The sequence below is a fragment of the Peptoniphilus catoniae genome (assembly GCF_901447155.2).
GTDB classification, from domain to species: domain Bacteria; phylum Bacillota; class Clostridia; order Tissierellales; family Peptoniphilaceae; genus Peptoniphilus_E; species Peptoniphilus_E catoniae.
Genome location: NZ_LR588414.1, coordinates 268236 through 294000, shown reverse-complemented (window position 1 = coordinate 294000; position 25765 = coordinate 268236). Strand labels below are relative to the sequence as shown.

The following is a 25765-nucleotide window of genomic DNA, read 5'->3' as shown; positions in this document are numbered from 1 at the left end:
TCCCTTGCTTACAGTTTTAAATACACTATAAGATTGTTACTTTTATTAAAAAACACTATTGGCTAATATGATAACATTAATGTAATTTTTAAGTTTCCAATATCTAATTTATAATTTATAAAAGAAATCTTCTGGTAATAAAAATGGCTTGATCTTATCTCTATTAAGAAATTTTTTATCACACACAATAGCTACACTGTGTTTAGCTCTTGTAACTGCAACATAAAAACCCGCTCTGCTTAAATCAACCAATTTATTTTCGGGATTTTCTATCCACTTTAATATTGGATTTGTAGGGTAAATTAATACCCTTTCAAATTGCAAACCTTTAGAGTCACCAAAATTATATACACTATAATTTTCATTAACCTTTGTTTTTTTATTAGGTCTAAGTTGAATAGGCTTATATATTTCAAGGTACAAGTCTACTTCTTCTTTAGGTATAAAAAATATTCCTTCATGGTTATCTTTGAATTTACTAGCTGATTTTATTATTAGATTATCATCAGCTATTTTTGAGGCAAAATCACATATTTTCTGATTAGATCTATGCGAACAATTTAAAGTTGAGTCGTCAATTTCAACATTTAAATGTGAGTTTTCATTCTTAAAGAAGTTCACTATTTTTCCACTATTATATTTTTTATATTTTGATGTATTATGAGTACTATAAGTTGCTTGTCTATAGTCTCCAACCATAATCAAATTTATACCAACCTCAATTAAATATTTTAAAACATCTAAATCATATCCTGCTAAATCTTGGACTTCATCAATATATATTAAATTATATATTCTTGAAATCCTAGTAAAAATATAACCCGGGTTTTTTTCTTCCATGAATATAATCGCATCAGATATTTTATCTGTGTAAATTAAATTTTCTTTATTAATAAAATATTTAGGATCATTTCTTTTTATATATTTAGTACTCTTACCATTGACAGGTAGTATTCCATTAATTCTCTGACTAAACATTATATCTTGATATGGTCTTAATCCATGTTTGAGTAAAAATGAAAACCATGTTAAAACTTCAATATTTTTAGGAATTGTGCCATTTATTTTAATTATTTTCTTTTTTATAGAATCACAGTTTGCATTTGTATATGTTGTTATCAAAATCTTCTTATCTTTATTTTTTAAAGCATCCTTCACAATTAATGTTGTCTTACCTGCTCCAGCAGCAGCTATATATAATTTATTCAACATCTTCTATTACTCTGTTTATATATTCTGGATATTGAATTTTCGATTCTGATTCGAATATACTTACGGCACAATTTGTTTTATTTTCCTTCATATACTTTAATAGCGAGTCGTTATCTTTTTTTTTGGTATTAAATATATTATTTAGAGTATCTAGATCATTTGCTCTTAAAATACATGGCTCTAAAGTATTGTAGTTAAAATCATCTATATCTCCACTATAAACCTGTTCATCATAATATATTTTTATCTTTTCATTTGATTCATAATCTTTGTATTTTTTCATTAAAGCTTCTATATTTCCGTCATTATCTGTAACTGCATAGAGATTTAAGTCTAATTTTTCGCCCAATTCCAAAAATCTTAAAAAAGATGTTCCAACAGAAATTATATCGATACCATTAAAAATTGGTAATTTGCCATACTTATCTTTATATGCTCTTTGTATAATTAGTTCGTCTGAAGGACCTTCAACTAATATAGCTTTATCACATAATAATACTCGTAATGTGTCGTATCCTGAAATAGCTTTAAAATATTTTTCTGTATCACTACTTAAATTTGTAATTTTAGAGCTTTTTTTGTTTGATAAAAGTATTAAATTTTCTAACCCCAATTTATTCAAAACAAAACTACTATGAGTTGAAATAATTATTTGACTAGATTCCTTAGTACTATTTTCTTGTAGTATATCTATTAAATTATTCATGTTAGAATATGACAAATGGTTTTCTGGTTCTTCAATTAAAATTATTTTATCTTTATTTGTGTTAATATTATTTAATGCAAGCTCAGTTTTTAATAAGCATTGTAGTCCTCTACCAGCATTTGAATATGGAATACTATCAAATTCTGTTATCATACTTGATTCCCAGTTGAAATTACTTCCTAAATTAACACCTAAGCTAACTTTTTTTCCCAAATTTGACTTGGAACTACTTAATTTTTCATTAATATTTTTTACACTTTCATTCTTACTAAAATCATCTTTTGTTTCTCTAAAAGCTTTTGATATTGAAATTAAATCTTCGTTATCTAATGTTCCTCTTATCATATTAGAAATATATTGATCTGAACCATCCTTATATTTATAAGATGAATTATCTATTAAAAATGATTTTGAAGGAATGCTTCTAGTAGTAATATTTTCTCTATTAAAACCTATCCATTCACTTTTATAATATTCTATAGGTAAACTGCTTAATTCCCCTTTTTCCATAAATAGTTTATATTCATCTTCATACAAATTATCAAATAATACTTTAAATGTAAAACCTATTTCCTCTTTTAATCCTAAGTCGTTACCACTACCCTCCAAATTTGCATCGTCTAAATCAGAGAAATATATTTCTATTATAATTTCTGGCAATGCACAAGGACTGTTGGAATTTATATTTGTTAAATATTCATCTACAGCTTCTCTATTGAATAAATATTGAGATAATTCACGATTAATATAATTACCTCTATAAAAACCAGTTAATGCTAAATGTATAGCTTCAAGTATAGTTGATTTACCTTCTTCATTATTTCCTACCAAAATATTTATGCCACCATTTAAGTCTAATTCAAACCAATCTTTAAAACATTTAAAATTTTTAATCCTAACTTTTTTTATCAATTTTCAATCTCCGTTTATTATTTCAATCATTTTTAATACACTCCATAATTTCTGATATGTCGCAATCCAATGCATCACAAATTCTGAGCAAAACATCAGTAGTTACATTCTCACCATTCTTTAATTTATAAAATGTACTCCTACTTACATTTGCTTTTTCCATAAGCTCATTATGTTGCATATCTAAATCAATAAGTTTTTTAAACAACCTTTTATAACTTAATTCCATATAACCTCCAAGATTTTTTTTGATAGCTAATCTCGTACATATATACATTTAAAATATACTTATGTTTGTTATTGCGTACTAATTAATTATAACATTAACTATCGGTTATTTTCAATCATTTGATAAATCACTTTAAATGAACAAAAAAATAATGACAGTCCGAAGACTGCCGATATTTATCTCTCTGCACCTTTGCTATTGTCTTTCTTGTTTGATTTAGCTTTATCATATGTCTTAAAGCTTTTTATTTGCCCTAATATGGACTTTTTATCCTTGTCTTGACTCTTTACTTGTTCTTTTGCTTTTAAGAGCTTAGAAGACAAAATACGAACATTTTTATGTTCCTTCCAGTTGTTATCAATGCTTGTTTTTACTTTCCGACGATTGTTACAAAATCTCCCTATTTTGGTTTTCTAAGTCTTTAATCTTATCGCAATATGATTAACAATTGATATAAATTTCCATCGTCATCTTTATAAATAATTGAAAATTACTTACTTTAAAGTTTTCTATAGTATAGTTTTCGACTCCAACATTGATTTAATTTTAAATATTTTCTTTGTTTAATATAGAATTTATATAAAATAATAATTTCTTATACCTCTTCTATATAAAAATCTTCTAGTAATTCAAATTTTGATTTTCTTACTTTACTCTTTTTATACACATATTTTGCTATGTTATCAGGATCGTTAAATAATTTTTTTCTATTTATCCCCAATAAATCTAAATCTTTTACAATTTCTATTTTATTTTCAATTTCTATGGAAATATCAGGAATTATTTTCTGTATATAGTCTCTCTTTTCTTGTTTATTCAAAATATTAAATGGTGAATATAAAATATTTTGATAAATAAATCTACCAGATTGTAATGTCATTCTATCAAAATTAATATTAGGGTAATATAATATCATTGGAAAATCAGGTACTTCATAAATATTATTACCATACTTTTTAATTAACAAATATATAAAAGTTGTTAAATATATTATTACATAATCTTCTAATTTCTGTATTTTTAGTTCAAATGAATAATTTGTTAATTTTGATAATTGGAAAAAAATATCCCTCCACATATTCAACTCTTCATTTTTGTTTTTAAGAAATACTTGAAGTAGCCTTCGATTTAATTCATTTGGCCTATCCATAATATATCCTTCTTTAATTCCCTTATCATACCAATCTACAGCTTTTATTATTTCAGACGTATATGCATTATGTTTACTTTTTTTTAATAAAACTTTGATCATATTTAAATTATTAGATAATGAAATTATGAATCCTTTTCTATTATTCTTATAAAATTTTAATAATTTATTATAAAACATAACTTTTGTTTCATTTTGTTCGATTAAATCATTATAAAAGTATTGTATTTTTCTTCCTGAAATTTCATCACTAAATTTTATGAAATTATTTTTCTTAAATACATGGATATATCCTGTGTATTCAAAGTTATCACAACATGAAAAGTATAAAGCTACTAAAGCTGAACTTGTAATATCTATTAAATTTGTAGGCAATCCATGGTGTTGTGAATAAGATATAAAATTTGACTTTTCAATATCACTTAATTGTGCACTAACCTCATAGAAATATTCATCTATCATCTCATCAATTATAGATCTATCTGAGTCATTAAAATTATCTCTATAACATGATGCTGCAATATTTGTATATTTCCTAGATTCTCCCCTAAAATATGCATCCAATAAATTTTTTTCTTTAAGAATTTTAATATAATCATATAAACAGCGAGCTCTTAATACTTCCATACTACCTCCTTATTGTTTACACTTTTTTATTATCTACTTAGGCTAAACAATTGACATACAATTTTTTAGTTTTAAATACTCTGATCAAAAGGTAAAAAAGAATTAGATTAATTCCACTTCTCATACTTAATATTTTCTTGTCTATGATTGCCAGACAGTGTCTGTTAAATTACATCTCATTAATCCTATTTGATAAAGTTGTCACTACATCAGCCACTTTATCAAAGGTCAAATCTCCAATGTATTTATTTTCACTGAGATATACTTCCCACAAGGATCTTAGGTATGAATCTTCTTTTATGTCCTCGATTATTTCCTTATAGTCTTTCATCATCTCCTGGCTTCCTCTTTTCTTTGAGGTTCTCTCTATTGCTTCTTTTAAAATTTTATAGTCTATATCATCTTTTTTTAGTTTGTAGAGGGTGTAGAGGTCGTAAAAGTCTCTCATTCGTGTTGTTGTTATATTTCTTCTGATTATGGTTTCATATTTTTCAGCTACAATTGTTTCTAATGGATATGCCATTATTTTTATATTTTCTTTGCTAAAAATACAGGGATAGGTATATTCTATTTCCCTTGGTGTTATTGCATCTCCTGTTGTTAGGTCTAGTTTCATCGGGTTTTTGGTCTTTCCAACATTTGCTATTAGTGAAATTCTAAAGTTCTCGTACTCGTCATCTTCTCTAATATAAGAGATGTCTTTTATTTCAAATATTATTCCATCTTCTACATTGATATTTATAATTTCTTCTACGATTTCTTTTATTTTCTCTTCTTTTAGGGCTATGCCTTTAATGGTTGTGTCCATGTCCATAGTTGTTCTATTTTCAATGCCAATTAGAGATGATATTAGGAAGCCTCCCTTTATTACAAAATTATTTTTGTATGGTGATTTAGATAGCCTTTCTAAAAATCTTTCGAAAAAATATATTTGCAAAACTTCTTGCGACTTTAGATTTTTCTTCTCTGCCATGCTTCTTATCTTGCCCTTTATACTCTCGATATTAATCACAATAATACCTCCATATATTTTCTAATTTCATCTTCTATTTTAAATAGTCTACTGTATTTTATGAGTCGTCTTAGATTTTTATTTGGTGATTTAAAGTATCTTTTAACAGCTTCTGTAAAAATTTGCTTATCTATTTTTTCTCTGTCGATTATGATGTCACAAATTGTTCGATCTATATCATAAACTGGTATGAGATTGCCTTGCGGTGATTTTATTTCTGTCTTTCCTATTTCGTATAAATCTTTTTTTACATAGTGAACTTGTAGATCTTCGTACCTCTTTTTGATATGGCTGGCATTGTAGCCTTGGGGTACAGATATATGAAATACATTTGGAGTCCTATCGGATAGGTCGTGGAGGTATAGGGCTGTTTGATGGGAAAATATAATTCGATTACTATTGGATGATATTAGAATAAAATCGTCTATTACTTTTCCTTTTAATTGATATAGACCTGGTCTTAATCTTTCCAATTGTCCGATTTTTGTTAATTCTGATAGATTATGCCTAGTATATCCAAGTTCTTCTGCTTCTTTGTTGGTGATTACTAAATTTTCTTGTATATAATTTTTAAGTGTATCCATAGTCCGCCTCCTCTCGTTTACGCTTTTATTATATGTTATAAAAGCGAATATGTAAAGCTGGGCTATGAGTAATTTATATTTTGAGAAGGATGTAACGAATCCTTACTCCCTTCAATAAAAAAGAGCAGCCTTTTAAGCTACTCTTATAGAAAGTACAAAATGAGTTAATTATATTTTTTGTGTTTCCTCATACTAGTTGCAGAACTACTCTTACGTCCATGTAGTTTTTTTGAATCTTTTTTACATATCCTTCTTCATCTTTATCAAAGACAAAATACTTATAAAACTGCTTAAAATGCAGGATTTCTAAGTTTACATCTTTTGTATCAACACTACCGTCTCAACTTGTTCATTATTGTCCAAACTTATATTCAAGTCATCATCTATAATTGGGAGCTTGAAAGTAATTGATTTTAGCCATTGTCCGTTAGGTTGTTTTTCTTCATAAACTTGAATTTCAGAAATCAAAGCTGTAATTAACTGCCTACGCTCTACATCATTCATGACTTTATAGAGTTTATCAAAATAGATCAGAACCTTATATATGTTATCTCCTGTGAGTTTTTCAGCTTCAATAGTCTGTTTCTTTGCTTTCGCATCAATTAGTGATGATTCTAATTCATCTATTTTGTCATACATGCGATAAAGTCTATCGTCTAAATCCTGTTTTCTTCTCTTATAATGCTTATCTTCAACATCTAAATTATCTATTTCCTCAATTAGCTTAAACTTTGTAGAATGACTCTTCCTCAATTCCTTTTGGTAATTATCTATTTCTTTTTCTATTTCAGAGGTGTCCACCTTCATGTTGATTTTTTCTTGCATCATAGAAGCAAATTTCGGATTACTTACAATCTTGACAATTACCTCTGCAACAGCATCATCTAACAATTCTTCTCTAATTTGCTTACGGAATGTACACTTATGACCTCTTATCATCTGCCTATGTTTACAACCATAGTAATAAAAATCTTTATACTTTGTGCCATCTTTCTTTTTCTTGGTACACTTGTTTCCAAACATTCCCGCTCCACATATAGGGCATTTTACAATTCCAGAAAGCAAGTGCGTGCGTGTATCTTTTCCTTTATTCACATGCTCATATTTCTTTGATTGAGATTTTAGCTTAACCTGAGCAGCTTGCCAAACTTCATCGGAAACTATAGCTTCATGTATCCCTTCAGATATTAGATACTCATCTTGTTCAACCTGCTTATATTCATTTCTTGTACCATGAACTTTTTCTAAAGTTCTTCTTCCAAATGCTATTTTCCCATTATATACGGGATTCTTTAATATCTTTCTTATAAGACCTGCATCAAACAAAGGATTCTTACCATTCTGTCTTGGGATTTTTCTAATTCCATGATTCTCTAAGTATTTAGATAGCCCATTAGCTCCTATCGTAGTATTTACATACTGGTCGAAAATCGTTCTTATGGCAACTGCCTCTTCCTCATTTATAAACAGCTTGCCATCTTCAAGTTTATATCCATATGGAGCAAAGCCACCATTCCATTTTCCTTCCCTTGCTTTTTGAATGCGACCTTCCATTGTTTGAATACGGATGTTTTCTCTTTCTATTTCAGCCACAGCTGATAAAACAGAAATCATTAGTTTTCCAGCATCTTTAGATGAATCAATGCCATCTTCAACGCAGATAAGATTAACTCCATAATCCTGCATTATCTGAAGTGTAGAAAGAACATCAGCGGCATTTCTTGCAAATCTTGATAACTTAAACACAAGAACAAAAGATACTCCATCCTTTCCAGATTTTATATCTTCCATCATTCGATTGAACTGTTTTCTACCTTCAATAGACTTGCCAGACTTTCCGGCATCTTCATACTCTCCAACAATTTCATAATCGTTGTAAATAGCAAAAGCTTTCATTCGTGATTTTTGTGCCTCTAACGAATACCCCTCTATCTGTATTGACGTAGATACTCGTGTATAGAGGTATACTTTTATTTTTTCTTTTGACATAGCATTAACCTCAATATAACTTTTCTATATCATATATAAACTTTGATTTTTGAATTTAAGTTTGGACTATCATTTCAAGTATATTATAACACTTTTATTAGTCCGTCTCAATTTGTGTTTTTGCCATGTCAAAACTATTTTTCATCTCTTGATTTCTTGCTGGCGTTGGATCGGGCAGATTATCTAAATCTAAATCACCAGCATATTTTGCAATCAGATTTGCTATTAAATCAGCCAATCCATTCCAGTCATTGTCCAATATATACCTCCTCTAAAGTTTTATATCTAATAATTATTTGTTTAATTAAGTTTTACGACATTGACAAGTGCTTTGGATTAGCAACATAGGAATCTCACCTCCGCCTCTATTCCGGATGAGCCGGCTTCAACCTTAGAAGTATCATTATCCTCATTTTCTTCATAGCGGATAGGGTATCCCTCCCTATATTCAAACTCTTACTTATCGCTCACTTTCTACTTCATTTGCTTTTATCTTAGCAATACTTGTTATGCCAAATTATTCAGCAGAAAGATCTTGGCGGATAGGTTATTACGCTCCAAAAATAATTAACGTCTTGTCTTGGTCTATTCAATTGTTAAGGTTCTAAATTTATCGAGAGTTATTAATCTTTTTAAAATTTGATCATCAGAAAATATTTATCTTGATGAAACAAAATTCTATAAATTACCCTCTTATTCTTAACAGTGAAAAGAAGTCTTTCTTGGTAACTAATTTTGTATAGAATTTGCTTATGTAAAAAGGTCCAATTCCCACTGCATAAGTAGCAGTAAAAATTAGACCCTCTTGGTATCTGTCATCTAAAAGTCTTCCAGCATTTCTTTAATTTTCTAATCGCCTTTTAAGTGTCATATTTACATTTTTATTATCTCTAGCATACTTTTATACCTTTTTATACTTAAAGTCTTTAATAATGCCTTTCCACCTCTTTTTATCTATAAAGATTCTCCTACATCATAGTTCATTTTTTTATTTCCTCCTTGATGTCTTAGTTTGTCTTTATCTTCTTCATACCATTTTAAGATTGTCACATAGTGGTTTTGATAGGTCTTACCACTGCTTTCCATGTATCTGGATAGTTTATTTATCATTATTTCTGTGTGTGAGTTTAATTTTTCTTTAAGGTTTTTATATTCTTCTTTGCTTAACCTTACATTTTTGAATTCTCCATAAAAAATGGGGGTGGACTTTTTATCTTTTTCTATCTCTCCCTCTCTCTCTTTATCTATCTCTATATCTATATCTTTCTCTATCTCTATCTCTTGTCGGACATGGGTTGGACTCATCAAGGACAATGTCCTCTGTTTATTTTGTCTGTATCTTCTTTTTTTCTCTGCCCAGGCTGTTTCTGATCCGATTAAGTTTGGTATTTCAGTTAAATAGTATTCATCATTTTCTGTTACAACTTCTAGTAAGCCTTGATTGATTAAATAATTAACTGTAACCATTACATCATCGTCTGTTTCATCTATGGTTAGTGCTAACTCTTTTATAAAATCACTTTCTACTCCGTCATAATAGAGTTTGCCCTCATCTTTTAGGCTTAGTAGTAGAAGTTTGAGGTAGATTATCGTGTAGGTATCTCCTCCCGATATTCTCCTTAATCTTTTTATCCTTTTGTCTGTGAAAAATTCTTCTTTTAATTTTATCCAATAATATCTTTTGTTTGTTGCCATATCTGCTCCTTTCTTGATTTTCGATAATCGAAATTCTTGATTTCCGATTTTCGGAATTCTTGTTATTATAGGTATTTAAGGGTGTAACTTTTCGTTACTCCCTTAGATTTCTCTGGTCATATCTTTTTTTCTTGGTTTTACTTTATCTTTTACTTTTCTTTTGACTTTCTCTTTTGTCTTATCCTTGTTCTTGAATTGGTCTTTGTATTTCTTTATTTGTTTTAGGATGCTTTCTTTTTCTTTTTTATTTTCTTTGGCTATGACTTGCTTAAAGGCATATTCCATTACTTTTATGTCTTTGACTTGGAAGAATATTTCATAGTTTTGGGTTTCTTTGTTTTTCATTACTGAAAAATTTATTCCAAGTTTGTTTAGTTCTTTTTTTAAGTCTTTGAGGTCGCTTTGATCTATGCTTATATTTTCTAGTTGTCCTCTTTTGTAGAGGTCTTTCATTTTCATTTCATCGCCCATAAGACTTTTTAAGTTTCCGTTTGCTTTTTCTAAAGTATCATTCATCTTTTTTCTTATTTCTTTTTCTAAGTTGATTGATTCTTTTGCTGCTTTTATTGTGTATGTTATTATGGTTTGTGCTGCTTGACCAGCTTCTTTGCTTATTTCTTCGTTTATCATGTTTTATCTCCTTCGTTTGAATTAAAAAAGGGAAGTATAGGCTTTAATTTTTCTATACTTCCCTTTGATTGTTTTTATTTTATTGTTGTTGGTGGTGGAATGCTTATTTTAGATGTTTTTATATATTTCTTAGGTCTTTATACCTTTTATACTTTTAAATAGCTTACAATACCTTTCCACCTTTAGTAGTTTATGTGTGTTCTTTTGTCTGATAGATAGTTTTTCATGTTGGAATATAATATCTGCACTTCTTCATTGTTCATTGCTTTTATTTCTTCTGTGCTTTTATAGGTTTTGTATGTTCCATCTTGATCTGCTTTTATGAGTTCATCTATTAGCTCTTGCCTTTTATTCATCTCTATTACCTCCTAGATCTGCCTTTATTTTCTTGGTCATATTATAGCTTGGATAAGATATTTTTACCAGGTCTTATCTTTCTTGATTTTTGTAATAGTCTTTAATTGTCTTCCTTTTTTCATTAAATTTATCACTATCTTGCTTATACTCTTTTATCTTTTCTATGATACTTTCTTTCTCTCCCCTCTTGATTGCCTTGTCAATTTCTATTGATAGGTCAATATCATATTCTTTATTTACTACTTCTACTGCATATTTAATATGATTTATTTCCTTGTATCTTTCCCTTATCTTTTCTGACTCTGTATTTAATTTACTGATTTCATCTTCTAAGCTTTTAATTTCTCCTAACCATTCTTTTTCTCTTAAATTTTTCTTTCCACTGATTTTTTCAATTAAGGTTCTTGCCCTTATATGTTGGTCTATTTCCTTTTGATTATTCTTGTAGAAGCTTTCTTTGAATATTTTCTTGCTTTCATATTCTTGGTAGGTTGCCTTTGTTTTTCTTACAGTCTTTGCATAGGCTAAGCACTTATTAAGGTCTTCTATCTTTTGACTGTTTTCTTTTATGGTCTTATATATTTCAGAGTTTTTACTTCTTAGGCTATTTATATGCCCTTGTAGGTCTGATATGGTTTTTATTTTGTTTTCTCTTAGATAATTTATTCCACTTGCATATCTTTTTAGATCATAGATTGCCTTGTTTCTTTTACCATAAAATGATAAGTCAGCTCTATTATTTTCTTGCATTTCTTGATAAAAGCTTAAATATTCATAGAGGTTAAAGAGTCCTGATTCATTTTCAATTTGCTTTTTACTTTGATCTTTATATTCCTTGTATGATTCTTTTAGCTTATCTCTGAAGCCTGCTAACCATGATGTTATTTTCTTTATTTCATTGCCTATGTTTTTTAATAGTTCATTCTGTTTTTTTATTTCACGATTTATATCTCCTTTTTCAGTTCTTATTCCCTTTCTTTCCATTGCACTAGCACTTGCTCCTAGATGTATTGTCGGTATTTGTTTTATGCCTTGTCTTTTAAAACTCCTATGGTCTACTCTTTTTTCTATATCATTCTTTGCTAGATATTCATTGCAAAGATTAGAAAAACTTTCTCTCCATTTTTCTACATTGCCTTTATCATTCCAGCTTGTTAGTTCTACTTTTCTTGTCTTTGGTTTTCCATTTTTGTTTAATACTTTTTCTCCTTTTTCATCTAGGATATATTCTTTTTTACTTTTTTGCCCCCATGTTCCATCTTCATTTATTGGTCTTACTATGGTCATTATATGAGCGTGAATGTTTTGATTTCCCTCTTTACTTTCATCATGAATTGCTAGGTCTACTATCATTCCCTCTTTTACAAAATTGTTTTGAATATATTCTTCTATCATCTTTTTATTTTCTTCTATGCTTAATTCTTTTGGTAAAGATATGATAAAGTTTCTTGCAAGTTGGGCATTAGAGTTTTTCTCAAATAGTTCTACCGAGTTCCACAAGGTTTTTCGGTCTTTATATTCTTCTGGTGCGTGATCTGGTAAATATATTTCTTTGCTTATTACTCCTTGTTTTTTTGTATAGTCATGGGTTACTCCGTCCCATTCATTTTTTATTTTTTCTCCACTTATATATGCTGCACTTGCTACTGCACTTTTTCCTTTTCCTCTTGATATTATGTTTACTGAAAAATGAAGACTGTCTGCCATTTTTATCACTTCCTTTCTTTTTTTGTTGTTTTAGGTGGAGGCTTAATAGATTTTTTATATCCTCTTTGTGAATGAGCGTTTTGAAATGATAGAATTAAAAAAAGCCGACTACTGAATTAATTTTTGTTGTTTCACCCTTACGGGTACAGGCAGTTAGTCGGCTTAATTGTTACTTTCATTTCAAATTTTAAAAGTCAAGGGCGAGCGTTAGCGAGTTTATTTACCCTTGACTTTTAAAAAGCGAATGGTTATTGGTCTCTGCAAGGGTTTGGCTCCGCAGGACGCAAGCACCCTTTAGGGTGTATAATTGCGCCCTTAGAAATCTAAGGGAGATTTGGTTATTTTATTTTTCTTAATTTTCTCTCATTATTTTTAGTGTTTCTTTAAATTCTTTTGTCTTTGTTGCTTCTTCTAGTAGGATTTTTATTTCTTCATCTGTTAGTTCTTCTGCATTTTCTATAAGGCTTTCTAAAATTGCTCCTCTTGTTATTAGCCTATGAGTTCTTTCTTTTCTTCTTTTTTCTATGTCTTGTTTTAATATCTTCTTTTCTTGATTTTTTAGTTGCCTTAATCTTTCCTCTGTATCATCAATTTTATCTTTTATTTCTTTTGACTCTTGTCTTATTTGTTCTAATTTTTTCATACTTATATCCTTTCTTGTAATAAAAAAACGACTAGATTTTTATTTCTAATCGTTTTCGTTTTAAATATTATAATTTGCTATATTCCATTTTAATTTTATGTTTTCTATATTTCTTTCCATGTAATCCCAATCTGGAATGTTATAACTTTTTGTTTATCTTTTTTATCATATTTTTCTCACAAAGATAAAAGATGTAGGCTATTAGTAGATAAATTCTTCTGCCATTTTTATTTATATTATTAGAGCCCCACTCAATTTTAAAGCCCATTTCAGTGATTTTTTCTTTAAAGCCAAAGCAAATGAATGGGTAAGTATAGTAATAGATACCTACTTAAATAGGAAAAAATATAAAATTGAATCTGATGATAATAAAGCACTTGAAGATGTAGCCAGATTCTTAGATGATCATTTCGCCATGAATGTAAACCAAGAAACTCTTGAAAAAATATCTACAATGAGCGGGACTAAATTAAAAAATCTATTCAAAGAAAAATATGGTCAAAGCATTACAGAATATACTCAAAGAAAAAGAATGAATGTGGCTGAGACTCTGCTCTTAAATACCAAACTTCCTATAAAAGAAATAGCTCAATCTGTTGGATACTCATCCCATAGCAAATTTTCCATTTATTACAAAAGATACAAGGGAAAACTTCCTAGTGAAGTTCGTAATTTGACTTGCGACCACCACAATTTAAATTGTGATTGCAGTGATTAAACTAATTTTTTTATACGCCTTTATCTTATATGAATTTGCATGTATAGATATTTGTATAGGAATGGTTCTTGTCTTGTTTTTAAGATATGCTCACATTCATTAGATTGAAGTTTCTTTCGTTTATATTTCACTCTAACCCATCTTCATACAACTGTTCATGGCTTCTATCTATTTCTGATAATTGGTTCTTTTTAAGCTACAGACCCTTAAAATAAATAGCCAAGAAGTTGAATTGAACATTACAAGTTATGAATTTTTAGTTAAACCAAAACGGTCAGTAAATATGCCAAAATTAGGCTCACGAAAAAGAAGATTATAATTTTTGCAACCTGACTTTTCGCATTAAATCCAAAATTATCATACCCCTTAGCACCAACCGTCTCTGGGTAAACTTTAGTCGGCAATTTTAACTTGGTAAGCATGAGATAATCAAAAAAGATAATATCAAAAAGCTTATATCCTTCAAATAGTATTAAAAATCTAACAAAGGCTTGCTGAAAAGTTAAACTAAATTTTACTGTATCAACAATTGCCCAGACTAGGACGGCTGCAATGGTTAGCAATCCAAGTACCATGATAAGTCCGCCGAATATATTGACCCAAATCGGTTTATCTGGCAACTTACTCATCATAGCTTTGATATCATCGGGTGCACCGAAATGCTTCGAGCCAAATTTCGGTATAATAAGTATAAAATTCACCATCATAATTGATGCTGTTAAGCAGATGATTGTTAACATACCAAGTGTTTTCATCAATTTAGTTCACCTCCTCTCTTGAAGTATAAACCATTTCGTAAATGGGAGCAATTTTTCTTAGTTGTGTCAACTAAATTCGTATAAATTTTCTTGCTAGTATTAGTGCTATACTTTTTTACAATTTATATAGTTATTTAAAATCTATAATCACAGATGTCTTCTTGTCAATGTCATTATACACATACAGGTCATGTATTAAGAAGTTTTGTAAATTCTCAAATAAATTACTCACAAAACTTTGGATTCCAATCTAAAAGATATTTACAAAATCATTGACAAGATATAAAAACACCCTATATAAAGATTACAATTCTAAAATTGTAAATAAGCTATCACAAATTATACATTATTTCAATAAAATTTTAGAAACCCTTATTAAGATTTTCTTTGATCCCTTGTAAATCAAGTGTAAAGAACTATAAGAATTTAAATCTCTTTTTCAAATTCATCTTCAAAACTAATAATATCATTAGGAGTGCAAGATAGAGCCTTACATATTCTTTCTAAATTCTTAAATGTAATTGGTTTATCCTTGCCCATTTGTGCCATAACATTTGTTGTTAGTCCTGCCATAGCTATTACATCTGTTTTCTTTAATCCTTTTTTCGCTAACTGTATCCATAATGGTTTATAGTTAAGTGCCATAATATCCCTCTTTTTCTCTTCATTAAATTTATTCAATTATAGCATGAATATTGATTTCATTCAATCTTACATTGATTTAATGTTTTGTTTTAGAGAATTTGTTGTGTTATTCCGTCCCTATTTTGCCATAAATTGCTTAATACCTTGAGATTTAGCACCAGGGTTATCATTACCATAACCTTCCATCAAGTTAATAACTCCCCATGCTCCTAAACCTGCACCAATTGCAGTTACAAGTGTCTTTAAAACTCCAACTCCAGCTGTAAAAAATTCCATATTATTCCTCCTCGTTTTCTTTCTTATTTTCTATTTTGTTTAGTGATTTAACAATAAAGTTCTTGTAGACCTTATCTCCTTTTTTATTTTCTTTGAAATATCCAAAGACATGGATTAGATCTCCTTTTCCAAATTCTTTTACAATTTCTACCTTTTCTCCATATACTGAGCAATTTGTATATTCTTTGCCCTTTCCATATTTTTTTACAAGAGCAAAATTTGCTACTTGAACACTTTCTCCATCTTTTTCAAATTCTGAAAATTCAGATTCCTTAACTAAATTTGCATTAATATTTATCATTTTTCTATCCATTAATTTCTTCTCCTTAATCTAAAAATTTCAATTAAAAAAGCGACTGAACTTATATTTCAATCGCTAAATATCTTATACATTAAATTGTTTAAAGTAGGACTTCTTATCCTTACCATTTTTACCTCCTTCAAATTGTTGGATATAAAAAGCAGCAAATCATATTAGACTTACTGCTTTCTCAATTTCAAATAAACAAATCCTTTTATTTTTTTATAACTATATCTTTTGCACCCGATGGTAAAGGCTTATATCCAGCAAATCCTGGATAACCTGGATAGCCTGGATAACCCGGATAACCTGGATAACCTGGATAGCCTCTATAAGGATGATTTGTAAAATAATAAATTCTATCCTTATCTACAATAGTCCCTAAATAATCTCCTTTCATTGTAACAACTTCATTATCTCCCCACGGAAGCCATCCTATCAATTTTCCATTTTTGTCCCAAATAAATTTATTAACTTTGAAACAGATCCATTCTCCAGATGAATTGAATAAATAATCAACCAATGTTTTTTCTCCTCTTTCTTAATTTATATCATATATATAATACCCTAAATATCCTTGTATTTGGTGTCAACTTCGCCCTCCCTTTTTGCTTTAAATACTCTTCCACATCAAACAAGTTTTCATTATCATAATCTTCCAACAACTTGTAATTCTTATATTTTGTAACATCAAATTTATCATATAAGAAAGGTCTTACTCCACAAGCAAGTTCAAGCACCTACATATCTTTATTCAAATGAGGACTAAGATATTCACAAACTTTATCATAAACCTCTTTATCTTTTTTCATATAATGGGCATACTACTTAGCAAATTTATCCCAAAATTTTTTGTTGCTTTTATCAATCATTTCAACGCTCCTTTAAATATAAAAATGATCCTATCAATCTTTATATTGAGCCTATTTTCTAATTGATACCTTGCAAGAAAGGAATAATAGCTGTTCCTATACCGAGCATGAATGTCTTAAATGCTAAGAGTCATAGGCAGTCTTCCTTTCTATTCAATCATTTTGAAGTGTCTCAAGGCATCCATGATGGCTTCTTCTTTTTCAGGTGTACACTGTGGAATAATTTGTTTCTCCTTTTTAGACTTGTTGTAATGTTCTCGTAATTCTATTCCACATTTCTTTTTTATCTGTGCAATATATAATGTCGAAACTTTTAATTCAAATTTATTCCAAACATATTCTTTGATCTGAGCATATGTTGCCTTACTTTCAGCACTTGTCAAATCCAGCTCATCCAGCTCAATTTCAACGTCTATATACTTATCGACATCGAGTTTGGACAAAAGTGCTACCGTCTCGACATGGTTTGTCCTTGGGAATTGGTCGACGCCGTGGACTGATCTTTCCCTATATCCACATTCTCTAAATGTTTTGATATCTTCTACAAATGTCACTGGGTTACAGGAGATGTAGAGGATATTTTCTACGCCGAATTCTATGATTTTTTCGATTGCTTTTCTCCCTATTCCTGCTCTTGGTGGGTCTACTACGATGATGTCGTATTTATTTTCCAATTCTTTTACTACTTCGTAGACGTCTCCTGAGATGAATTTTATATTTTTTAGTCCGTTTAGTTCTACGTTTTCTCTTGCTGAGTCCACTGCTTCTTCTACGATTTCTACTCCTAGGGCTTCTTTTCTATTTTTGCCGAGGATGGATGTGATGGTTCCTGTGCCGCAAAATAGGTCCAAGAGGTAGTCGCCTTTGTCTTTTAAGATTTTTTCTGCTTCTGTATACAGTACTTCTGCTGAGTAGGTGTTGGTTTGGAAAAATGAAAATGGTCCGATTTTAAATTCCATGTCTATTAATTTTTCTACTACGTAGTCTCTTCCGTAGAGGATGTGGAGTTCGTCTTTTACTACTGCATCAGACATCCTGTCGTTTATGGTGTGGAGGATTCCTTTGATTTCGCTTTCGAGGTCCAATTCTAGCATAGCTTTTACATAGTTTTCTGTGTCTATTTCTTCTTGGGACGATGTGACTAGGTTGATAAGCATTTCCCCCCGATGCGGTGCGTCTTATGGCTAGATGTCTTAGGACTCCTTCGTGGGTTCTTCTATTGTAAAATGGTATTCCTTGGAAATATTCTCTAGTTTTTATTCTCACTTTGTCGAAGTCTGGATGGACGATTAGACATTTATCCATGTCTACGACTTCGTGGAAGTATCCTTTTTTATGCAGTCCCAGTGCCAGTGGTCCATCTTTTTCTTCGTCATCGCCCGCTTCATAGAAAACATCTTTGGCAACTTGTCCGAGCTCTTCTTTTGTGGTCAAAGTTTTCATTATTTTTTGCTCCTAAGTAAGTCTTCTTAATTTATAAGTTAAGAATTCTGTAAGTATTATCCTCTTATATTTTTTTAAAGTCTCATTATATTTCTTTTAAAAATTTTAAAGCCAAGTACAATTTTCCAAGATCATGGTTTGCGCTATGGAGTTCCTCAACTTCATAAGAACTCTCATTTAATACATCTCCTGCTTCAAGGAAGTTATACAGTTCAAATCCGTAAAAATCACAAGCCGCTTGAACTCCTGCAAGTTCCATTTCTACTGCTATGCATCCTTCCGACTTTCTCTTTGAAACGAGTCCACTTGTCTCACGAAGCATCACATCTGTGGTCCAGACTTTTCCCTTAGTATATGGAGCTCTTTCTCTGATAAAAAATTCTTCAACTTTTTCATGATTTTTAATATTGAGATAATCTGAAGGAGGTGCATAATAATAAGATGCCCCCTCACCTCTATAAGCCTCTGTTGGTATAATGTACTTTCCAAAAGTCTTTTCTTTATCGAGGCTGCCGCAAGAGCCAAACATTATAAATTTATTTGCTCCTGTAATCCAATTAACTTCTACACAACCTCCTGAAGCAAGGGCTGAACCCATCATACTAAGATAGAAGGCAAATTCTTGACCTTCAAAATGGCTTTTATATATTGGCATTGAGCCATTTACAGAGCCTATATTTCCAATTTCTTCGCACTCAAAATTATTAAGCAAATATTCTAGTATGCTTTTCGAAAATATTATCAAGCATTTTTCTGCAATATTTTTCTTTTCTCCGTAAAAGTTTTTTAGACTTATAACTGGCTCTGTGTCTTTATCATAACTGTCTATTATCATAATTTTATCTATTAACTTCTAATACCTTTCGTTTTTTCTATTTTTTATTGCATCTTGTACATTTTGGCGAAATTTTTATTCGCAAAAATAATCTGTTAAGATACTTTTTTCGCAATCAGAACACCAATCGGCGCAAGTCCTCCATGCACCAACTTCATTTCAACTACTGAAAATCCGTATTCCTCAATGAAATCTTCAAATTGTTTTTTATTCCATTCTTGATACATTTTAAATCCCGAAATGGACATCAAACTCTTTATAATATTTCTTTGTTTTCCCTCTTTCCATAGAAAGGTAGGCGCAAACAAAGTCCCGTTAGGTTTTAAAATCCTATGTATTTCTTTCATTGCACGGTCTGGATTTGGCATAATATGAAGTGCATTAGCGATCAGCACACAATCAAATTCTTCATCCGCAAAAGATAACGCTGTTGCATCGGCTACTTCAAATGTAAGGTTTTCGTATTCCCCACGCTTTTTCGCTTCTAGAATCATTTTTTCGGAAAAGTCTGTACCTATCCATGTTTTAGTATGTTTTGAAAGACTAAAAGAAAGTTGCCCTGATCCACACGCTAGTTCAAGCACATCCATATTTTTATCCAAATGAGGACTTATGTATTCGCAAACTCTATCATAAGCTCCTTTATCTTTTTTCATAAAAGGAGCATACAGCTTCGCAAATCTATCCCAAAATTTTTTATTGCTTTTATCATTCACTTTCACCACTCCCTCTAAATAAACTACTTTACCGATATTTATATAAACTTTATTATTCATCTGCTCTTGATAATATTATACCAAATATATTGTTGATATTAGTTATTAACATTTTATCCCCTTTCCATTTTTTTCACTAAAAAAGACGATAGATTTTAATTTTCTACCGTCCTTAGATTTTCATATAATTTTCTATTTATGATTTTCTTTTAAAAAATCATAAATAGTTTTTCTTGATTCACTTTTTGCTTTTTCATTACCTTCAGCTGTTCCACCTGTTGCAACTCTAATTTTTCCTAAATCTAAAATACCATTGCCTGCAAATATATGCCCTGCTCCTTTATAAGAGTAGATCTTTGCATTAGGGGTTTGTTCCTTTATTTTATTTGCCATAGCAAGGCTATCCCACATCAAATCATCCTCGCCTACAATCATCAATATATTTGCCTTAACATCTTTTATTGGTATTAGTTTTTCTTGGCTTGTTGAGTCTTCTTCTATTGCACTGTTATAAGTTTCTTTAAAACTAATAGGACTTTTAATGATGGCTGGGCCAATAATATTTTTAAAAAATGAGTTAAGTGATGATTTTTTAATATCTATATATGGAAGCTCCTCGCCTTTATATGTCCATGATGAACCATAATCTTTAAAATCTAGGCCGGCAAAATTATAAGATGCAGGCGCCATTAAAATCAGATTATCTATTTCAGGATATTTGCTAGCTAAATTAAGGGCATATTCTGCACCTTTTGACGCTCCCAAAACACTTATCGGTTTATTGTCTTTTATATTTTTATTTATATAACTTATAACGTCTTCAAATTGTTCTAAAGGAATTTTTGTCAGAGTTTGTTCTTGGTTCTTCATGCCAAACATAAATAGGGCAAAAGTTTCATAACCCTCTTCTGCCAATCTTTTAGCAGTTTCAAAATTTGGACCTCCATCAGAACCTCCAAAACAAATTACAAGGCCCTTATGTGATTTTTCCTTAGGCACAAATCTAAATCCTTGCATCCTACCCTCATCTACATAAGTTACATCAACTCCGTCAATGTCTATAGGATATAGACTTATATCAGTTACATCTTTATAATATTCAGGAAATTTAAAAGTATTGGTATCTTTATACTTATGGTCATTATATATTCTAATAATAAAAACCAAAGCTAATATAATAATGACAACCGTAAAAATTCTAAAAAATATTTTCTTCATTTTATGTCCTTTTTTTTAAATAGTGTGCAGATTCTACTAATATTTAGTAAAAAATCTGTTTGCAGTATTATATCATCTTTAATAATGTATTAATTACACTAAACGACAATAATGATTATAAACTCATTAAAATGCAGGATTTCTAAGTTTACATCTTTTGTATCAACGCTATTGCTTCAGCAGTCGATTTCTGCCAATCGAAGCTTCCTAATCGGTCGCTTCTCTCGGGAAATCTTTGCATGAGACCTGCCTCTACTTCTCAGCATCGCTTCGCTCCTTGACAAGTAGGGCTAGGGCTTCAACGTGGACACTATGACAAAACAGGTCCACAGGACTTACTCTCTCAACTTTATAAGTCTTTTTTAAAAGTTTTATGTCTCTTGCCTGGCTTGATGGGTTGCAGGAGATATAGCTTATTTTTTCGGCTCCAAGTTTTTCAAGGCTTGTTATTAATTTTTTATCTAATCCCGCTCTTGGTGGATCGAGAATTATTTTATTTGCCTTATATCCTTCTTCTATAAGTCTATCTATTATTTCTTCAGACTTGCCGGCAATAAATCTTGCATTTGAAATTTCATTTCTTTGTGCATTTTTTCTGGCATTTTCTACTGCCTGTTTTGAAATTTCCACTCCCACTACCTGATTTACAAATTTCGCCACGGCTATGGATATGGTTCCTATTCCGCAATAAAGGTCCAAAACCTTGTCTTCCTTTTTTAGATCCAAGTTATCAATGGCAAGTTGGTATAGTCTCTCTGTTTGGCTTCTATTAACCTGGAAAAATGATGATGGAGAAATTTCAAATTCGTAATCTGCTAATTTATCTATAAGAACATCATCTCCATAAACTTTTATAAATTCTTTTCCAAATCTGAATTTTGGATTTTGTCTTATGTTTTGATAAATTGATTTGATTTTTAAATTTTTAGGTTGGTCAATAAGGTCTGCAGCATATTTCAACTTGGATTTTCCTATTAAAACCACAAGAATTTCTCCCAAATAGTTTTGCCTTATTACAATTTCATCAAGGGACTTTAATTCTTTATAGGTTTTTAGAAATGCTATAGTTTTATTTATTTCATTCTCAGCTACAAGGCACTTGTCTATTTCCACAAGCTTGTCAGAGGTTTTTTCATAGTAGCCGATTTTTCCATTTACTACCTTTAACTGAATGTTGTTTCGATAAAAGTATGGATCTTTCATTGCCAGGGTATCTTCTACTTCTATATCAATGTCGCCTATTCTAAATAGGTCTTGTTTAACCTTGTCTTTTTTCCAATTAATTTGCTTTTGATAATTATAGTTTTGAAAATCACAAGCTCCGCAACTTTTAAAATAGGGACATTTTGCCTTTACTCTGTCAGGTGATTTTTCTATTATTTTATTTATTTTTGCCAGGGAGTATTTGCTTTTTTTTTCTGTAATTTGGACTTCAACACTATCTCCTATAATACCTCCGGGAACAAAATATATTTTACCGTCTTTTTTAGCAAATCCTCTTCCCTTGTAGTCAAAATCTTTTATTTCTAATTTCATTTTTTTATTAACACTATCTTTTCCGGATATATTTCTATAAGCTTTCTCTTATAAAGGGCACCTTCCGCCTTTTTAAAGGCTTTTTTTGATAAACCTGTAATATTTTTTACAAGTTCAGGGTCTGATTTGTCTCCAAGCTCAAGTATTCCGTTATTGTCTTCTAAAAGCTCCAATAAAAAATCTGCATCTATATGCATTTGTTTATAGGATTTTTCTCTAACGGTAAGGGTGATTTTCCCGTTTTTTAAAATTCTTTGAACTCTTGCCTCAATTTCTTCCCCTACTCTGTAAATTCCCTTTAATTCTTCTTTTAAAATGAGGCCGTCATACTTGCCATTAATAGCAACCTTGGCACCTAATTCATCTATATCGTAGATTATTCCCTTTACTTCATCATTTACCTTAAATTTGTTATTTAATGCCAGCTTATTTTTAATATCCATAGTTACACAGAATCTGTCGGACCTATCTATGTATAACTGCATAAGGTATTTTTCTCCGACAATTATTCTTCCCTTTCTCTCTTGAAAGGGCAGAAAAATATCTTTATCAAGTCCAATATCTACAAAGTAACCATATTTGGTTTTTGAAATTACCTTAAGCTTTCCTATTTCTCCTACTTCTACATAGGGTTTCTTTAGTGTGGCAATTCTTTCATTTGACGAATCATATACGAAAACTTCAATTTCATCTCCAGGATTTAGGTTTTTTTCGAACTCTTTTAATTTTATTTCTTCTTTATTGTCAGTAAGTATAATTTTATTATTTAAAACCTTTTTTACTTTTAATTTACTTCTTCCAAGTTTCATTTAATTTCTCCTCAATATCTTTGACCTTATCATTGCCTCTTCTCAGTATATTATCTCTAACTACCGGGTAAATCTCAAGCTGCTTGAGAGTTGAAAGACTATATTTTGTAAAGTCTTCATGGGCTCCTAAGTCAGTAATAATTTTTATAGCTCCCCTTACATTAACCAAGGGATAAAAATTCGCCAAAAATATTCCGAACTTTACCGCCTCAGGCTCAGTTGTGTCTCTCATTAGAAGAATTGAAAGTCCCACAAGCTTATCTTCTTTTAAGGTGTCCATAGAAAAGATAAATCTTTCAAATTTTTCTTTTATGTCTTCCAGTCTATGATTTTTGAAATATCTTTCAAATTCCTCTATAGCGAGTCTGTCCTTATTATAGTAATCCAGAAGAGCCTTCTCCAGTTTTAAAATATCTTCATCTTTACTTTCCACATGTCTAAGCTTTAGATTTTCTATTTTATTTTCTTCTTCAGCCCTAAGAATCATTTTATAGATGGATTCTTGTTCTTCACTTTTATTTACACTTTTACTTTTAAAAATTTTAAACATTTTTCTCCTTTTAAAGATAAATTTAACTTGTGCTATTTTATCATATTCAAGTGTCCTTTATCAGCTTTATTTTATAACATTTATGTGATAAATTACTATTGAGGTATATATGAAAATAAATATTTTTGCAACATCTGACCTACATGGGAGAATTATTCCCTATGACTATGGCAGTAATAAAAAAACTAAAAATTCTTTGGCTAATTTAAGCACCTGTTATAAGCTTTTAAAGGATGAAAATTCTATCCTTATAGACAATGGGGATGTTATTAAAGGGTCTTTTTTGGAAAGATTTGTATATGATGATAAAAATCCCGCAATAGAGCTTATGAACTATATGGGTTATGATATATGGAATTTGGGTAATCACGAGTTTAATTACGGCTTGGATAACATATATAGATTAGTTGATAACTTTAAGGGGCAAACTCTTTTTGCCAACTCCAACGGCAATTTCACTCCCTATACCATTATTGAAAGATCTGGATATAAAATAGGCTTTATAGGTATAAACACCTTGCTTGTTAATGAATTTGAAGGTGAATATCTTGGTGATTTTAAGGTCCTTGATCCCGTTAATATAATAGACGATATTTTAGAAAGCTTAAGTGGGAGGACCCACGCTATAGTAGGGCTTTTTCATCTAGGAATTAGTGATGAAAATGGGGTGAAGCATGCCGGCATTAAATCAATTCTTGATGATTTAAAAAATATAGATCTTCTTGATCTTGTAATTTCGGGGCACACTCATGACGGATTTCAGGAAATAGTTTATAAAAACGTCCTTATTACTCAGCCTCAATCCTATGGCAGATCTATTAATAAAATCAGCTTGGAATTTGAAGATAAATTGGTGTCTAAAAAAGCTCAAGCTATTTCTTCTTCTCTTTATGAACCTGATCCGACTATAGTTGAATTTTTTGAACCATATAACAAAAAAATTTTATCTTATACAAATAAGGTAATAGGATATTTAAAAAATGTTTCCGGTGATTACAACTATGATCTTGATGATGGACCTTTAATTCATCTTTTAACTGAAATTATGCTTCATTATTATAAGGCTGATGTAGTGGCTTTTCAGATAGATAGTATAAATACGGATTTAGAGGACGGACCTATTAGAAGATCTGATATAGCTAGACTATATACCTATTCAGGAGGAGAAGTCAGCCTATATAAAATAAAAGGAGAAGACCTGAAGGCTTACATTAATTGGAGCAGCAACTACTATATTTATGATGGAGGCTTAAGATTAAGTCCTAAAAGACAAAGCTTTAAATATAAAACCTTTGATATTTTCGGTAATATAAATTATTGTCTGGACTATGGCAAGGAAAATCGAATCACGGAGCTAAAAAGACTTGATGGAAGTGATATTAAAGATGATGACGAGCTTATTATAGGGATGAATGAATATAGAATGAATTACCTTACTTCGGATAAGGGTCCCTTAAGTAAAAAAAACTTTCCTCAAATTGCTTCTTCCAATTTAATTTTAAAGGATTTTCCTTTTCATGGAACTATAAGGGAATTGGCAGAGAGCTACTTTGAAAATCTTCCGAACAACACCTTTGTTTATAATGGAGAAAAAAACTTTAAAATAAAATACTGACAGTTTTGTCAGTATTTTTT

General features: G+C 30.2%; 26 protein-coding genes and 2 pseudogenes. 2 read left to right on the top strand and 26 right to left on the bottom strand.

Annotation, left to right across the window (positions count from 1 at the left end):
- Nucleotides 1-108: 108 nt before the first annotated feature.
- The 13 genes from PEPCATONIAE_RS04000 to PEPCATONIAE_RS03935 form a co-directional block, all read right to left on the bottom strand.
- Nucleotides 109-1212 carry a UvrD-helicase domain-containing protein gene (locus PEPCATONIAE_RS04000; RefSeq protein WP_138159676.1) on the bottom strand — a complete coding sequence of 368 codons (1104 nt, stop codon included), beginning with the start codon at nucleotides 1210-1212 and terminating at the stop codon, nucleotides 109-111.
- Entirely contained in the window at nucleotides 1202-2830 is a 1629-nt protein-coding gene (locus PEPCATONIAE_RS03995; protein ID WP_138159675.1) for an ATP-dependent nuclease, read from the bottom strand. The genes PEPCATONIAE_RS04000 and PEPCATONIAE_RS03995 overlap by 11 nt, the downstream gene beginning before the upstream one ends.
- 22 nt (nucleotides 2831-2852) lie before the next feature.
- Nucleotides 2853-3059, bottom strand: a complete 207-nt coding sequence (locus PEPCATONIAE_RS03990) for a helix-turn-helix domain-containing protein (protein WP_138159674.1) — start codon at nucleotides 3057-3059, stop codon at nucleotides 2853-2855.
- Between the two features lie 595 nt (nucleotides 3060-3654).
- Nucleotides 3655-4836, bottom strand: coding sequence for an FRG domain-containing protein (locus PEPCATONIAE_RS08665; RefSeq protein ID WP_246060429.1), 1182 nt, complete (start codon nucleotides 4834-4836; stop codon nucleotides 3655-3657).
- 169 nt (nucleotides 4837-5005) lie between these two features.
- Nucleotides 5006-5848, bottom strand: coding sequence for a nucleotidyl transferase AbiEii/AbiGii toxin family protein (locus PEPCATONIAE_RS03975; RefSeq protein WP_138159672.1), 843 nt, complete (start codon nucleotides 5846-5848; stop codon nucleotides 5006-5008).
- Nucleotides 5845-6432 carry a type IV toxin-antitoxin system AbiEi family antitoxin domain-containing protein gene (locus PEPCATONIAE_RS03970; RefSeq protein ID WP_138159671.1) on the bottom strand — a complete coding sequence of 196 codons (588 nt, stop codon included), beginning with the start codon at nucleotides 6430-6432 and terminating at the stop codon, nucleotides 5845-5847. The genes PEPCATONIAE_RS03975 and PEPCATONIAE_RS03970 overlap by 4 nt, the downstream gene beginning before the upstream one ends.
- 312 nt (nucleotides 6433-6744) lie before the next feature.
- Nucleotides 6745-8421, bottom strand: a complete 1677-nt coding sequence (locus tag PEPCATONIAE_RS03965; protein ID WP_138159670.1) for a recombinase family protein — start codon at nucleotides 8419-8421, stop codon at nucleotides 6745-6747.
- A 97-nt stretch (nucleotides 8422-8518) separates the two neighbouring features.
- Nucleotides 8519-8680, bottom strand: a complete 162-nt coding sequence (locus PEPCATONIAE_RS03960) for a hypothetical protein (protein ID WP_138159669.1) — start codon at nucleotides 8678-8680, stop codon at nucleotides 8519-8521.
- A 695-nt stretch (nucleotides 8681-9375) separates the two neighbouring features.
- The gene (locus PEPCATONIAE_RS03955) at nucleotides 9376-10116 is read right to left on the bottom strand and encodes a phage replisome organizer N-terminal domain-containing protein (protein WP_138159668.1); all 741 of its coding nucleotides are present in this window, start codon (nucleotides 10114-10116) and stop codon (nucleotides 9376-9378) included.
- Between the two features lie 102 nt (nucleotides 10117-10218).
- Nucleotides 10219-10746: a PcfB family protein gene (locus PEPCATONIAE_RS03950; RefSeq protein WP_138159667.1), complete on the bottom strand. Its 528-nt coding sequence runs from the start codon at nucleotides 10744-10746 to the stop codon at nucleotides 10219-10221.
- A 182-nt stretch (nucleotides 10747-10928) separates the two neighbouring features.
- The gene (locus tag PEPCATONIAE_RS03945) at nucleotides 10929-11102 is read right to left on the bottom strand and encodes a hypothetical protein (RefSeq protein ID WP_180339346.1); all 174 of its coding nucleotides are present in this window, start codon (nucleotides 11100-11102) and stop codon (nucleotides 10929-10931) included.
- Nucleotides 11103-11175: 73 nt separating this feature from the next.
- Entirely contained in the window at nucleotides 11176-12810 is a 1635-nt protein-coding gene (gene mobQ / locus PEPCATONIAE_RS03940) for a MobQ family relaxase (protein WP_138159666.1), read from the bottom strand.
- A 352-nt stretch (nucleotides 12811-13162) separates the two neighbouring features.
- Nucleotides 13163-13453 (bottom strand): DUF3847 domain-containing protein, encoded by a 291-nt coding sequence (locus PEPCATONIAE_RS03935; RefSeq protein WP_138159665.1) that lies wholly within the window; start codon nucleotides 13451-13453, stop codon nucleotides 13163-13165.
- Between the two features lie 262 nt (nucleotides 13454-13715).
- On the opposite strand from PEPCATONIAE_RS03935, the pseudogene PEPCATONIAE_RS03930 reads away from it, so the two are divergent.
- Nucleotides 13716-14171: pseudogene (locus PEPCATONIAE_RS03930) on the top strand (helix-turn-helix domain-containing protein); the annotation flags it as partial.
- Nucleotides 14172-14431: 260 nt separating this feature from the next.
- On the opposite strand, the gene PEPCATONIAE_RS03925 reads toward PEPCATONIAE_RS03930, so the two are convergent.
- The 13 genes and pseudogenes from PEPCATONIAE_RS03925 to PEPCATONIAE_RS03870 all read right to left on the bottom strand — a co-directional run bounded on the left by PEPCATONIAE_RS03925 (nucleotide 14432) and on the right by PEPCATONIAE_RS03870 (nucleotide 24130).
- Nucleotides 14432-14926 (bottom strand): hypothetical protein, encoded by a 495-nt coding sequence (locus PEPCATONIAE_RS03925; protein WP_138159663.1) that lies wholly within the window; start codon nucleotides 14924-14926, stop codon nucleotides 14432-14434.
- Between the two features lie 429 nt (nucleotides 14927-15355).
- Nucleotides 15356-15574: a helix-turn-helix domain-containing protein gene (locus PEPCATONIAE_RS03920; RefSeq protein WP_002839984.1), complete on the bottom strand. Its 219-nt coding sequence runs from the start codon at nucleotides 15572-15574 to the stop codon at nucleotides 15356-15358.
- A gap of 117 nt (nucleotides 15575-15691) precedes the next feature.
- Entirely contained in the window at nucleotides 15692-15850 is a 159-nt protein-coding gene (locus PEPCATONIAE_RS03915; protein ID WP_004825242.1) for a Maff2 family mobile element protein, read from the bottom strand.
- Between the two features lies 1 nt (nucleotide 15851).
- Complete coding sequence (locus PEPCATONIAE_RS03910) at nucleotides 15852-16163, bottom strand: single-stranded DNA-binding protein (RefSeq protein WP_094225980.1); 312 nt, start codon at nucleotides 16161-16163, stop codon at nucleotides 15852-15854.
- A 202-nt stretch (nucleotides 16164-16365) separates the two neighbouring features.
- Nucleotides 16366-16674 (bottom strand): hypothetical protein, encoded by a 309-nt coding sequence (locus tag PEPCATONIAE_RS03905; RefSeq protein ID WP_004817326.1) that lies wholly within the window; start codon nucleotides 16672-16674, stop codon nucleotides 16366-16368.
- Between the two features lie 28 nt (nucleotides 16675-16702).
- A pseudogene (locus PEPCATONIAE_RS08765) lies at nucleotides 16703-16873 on the bottom strand (conjugal transfer protein); the annotation flags it as partial.
- A 299-nt stretch (nucleotides 16874-17172) separates the two neighbouring features.
- Nucleotides 17173-18180, bottom strand: a complete 1008-nt coding sequence (gene rlmD / locus PEPCATONIAE_RS03900; RefSeq protein WP_246060428.1) for a 23S rRNA (uracil(1939)-C(5))-methyltransferase RlmD — start codon at nucleotides 18178-18180, stop codon at nucleotides 17173-17175.
- Nucleotides 18181-18551: 371 nt separating this feature from the next.
- Nucleotides 18552-19301, bottom strand: a complete 750-nt coding sequence (locus tag PEPCATONIAE_RS03895; protein ID WP_138159661.1) for a nucleoside phosphorylase — start codon at nucleotides 19299-19301, stop codon at nucleotides 18552-18554.
- A gap of 95 nt (nucleotides 19302-19396) precedes the next feature.
- Complete coding sequence (locus PEPCATONIAE_RS03890) at nucleotides 19397-20077, bottom strand: class I SAM-dependent methyltransferase (protein ID WP_428842294.1); 681 nt, start codon at nucleotides 20075-20077, stop codon at nucleotides 19397-19399.
- 132 nt (nucleotides 20078-20209) lie between these two features.
- Nucleotides 20210-21235: an alpha/beta fold hydrolase gene (locus PEPCATONIAE_RS03885; protein ID WP_138159660.1), complete on the bottom strand. Its 1026-nt coding sequence runs from the start codon at nucleotides 21233-21235 to the stop codon at nucleotides 20210-20212.
- 252 nt (nucleotides 21236-21487) lie between these two features.
- Nucleotides 21488-22771, bottom strand: coding sequence for a 23S rRNA (uracil(1939)-C(5))-methyltransferase RlmD (rlmD, locus tag PEPCATONIAE_RS03880; RefSeq protein WP_138159659.1), 1284 nt, complete (start codon nucleotides 22769-22771; stop codon nucleotides 21488-21490).
- The gene (locus tag PEPCATONIAE_RS03875) at nucleotides 22768-23580 is read right to left on the bottom strand and encodes a CvfB family protein (protein ID WP_138159658.1); all 813 of its coding nucleotides are present in this window, start codon (nucleotides 23578-23580) and stop codon (nucleotides 22768-22770) included. The genes rlmD (PEPCATONIAE_RS03880) and PEPCATONIAE_RS03875 overlap by 4 nt, the downstream gene beginning before the upstream one ends.
- Entirely contained in the window at nucleotides 23561-24130 is a 570-nt protein-coding gene (locus PEPCATONIAE_RS03870) for a hypothetical protein (RefSeq protein ID WP_138159657.1), read from the bottom strand. The genes PEPCATONIAE_RS03875 and PEPCATONIAE_RS03870 overlap by 20 nt, the downstream gene beginning before the upstream one ends.
- Nucleotides 24131-24239: 109 nt before the next feature.
- On the opposite strand from PEPCATONIAE_RS03870, the gene PEPCATONIAE_RS03865 reads away from it, so the two are divergent.
- Nucleotides 24240-25745, top strand: coding sequence for a bifunctional metallophosphatase/5'-nucleotidase (locus PEPCATONIAE_RS03865; RefSeq protein ID WP_138159656.1), 1506 nt, complete (start codon nucleotides 24240-24242; stop codon nucleotides 25743-25745).
- The last annotated feature ends 20 nt before the right edge of the window (nucleotides 25746-25765 follow it).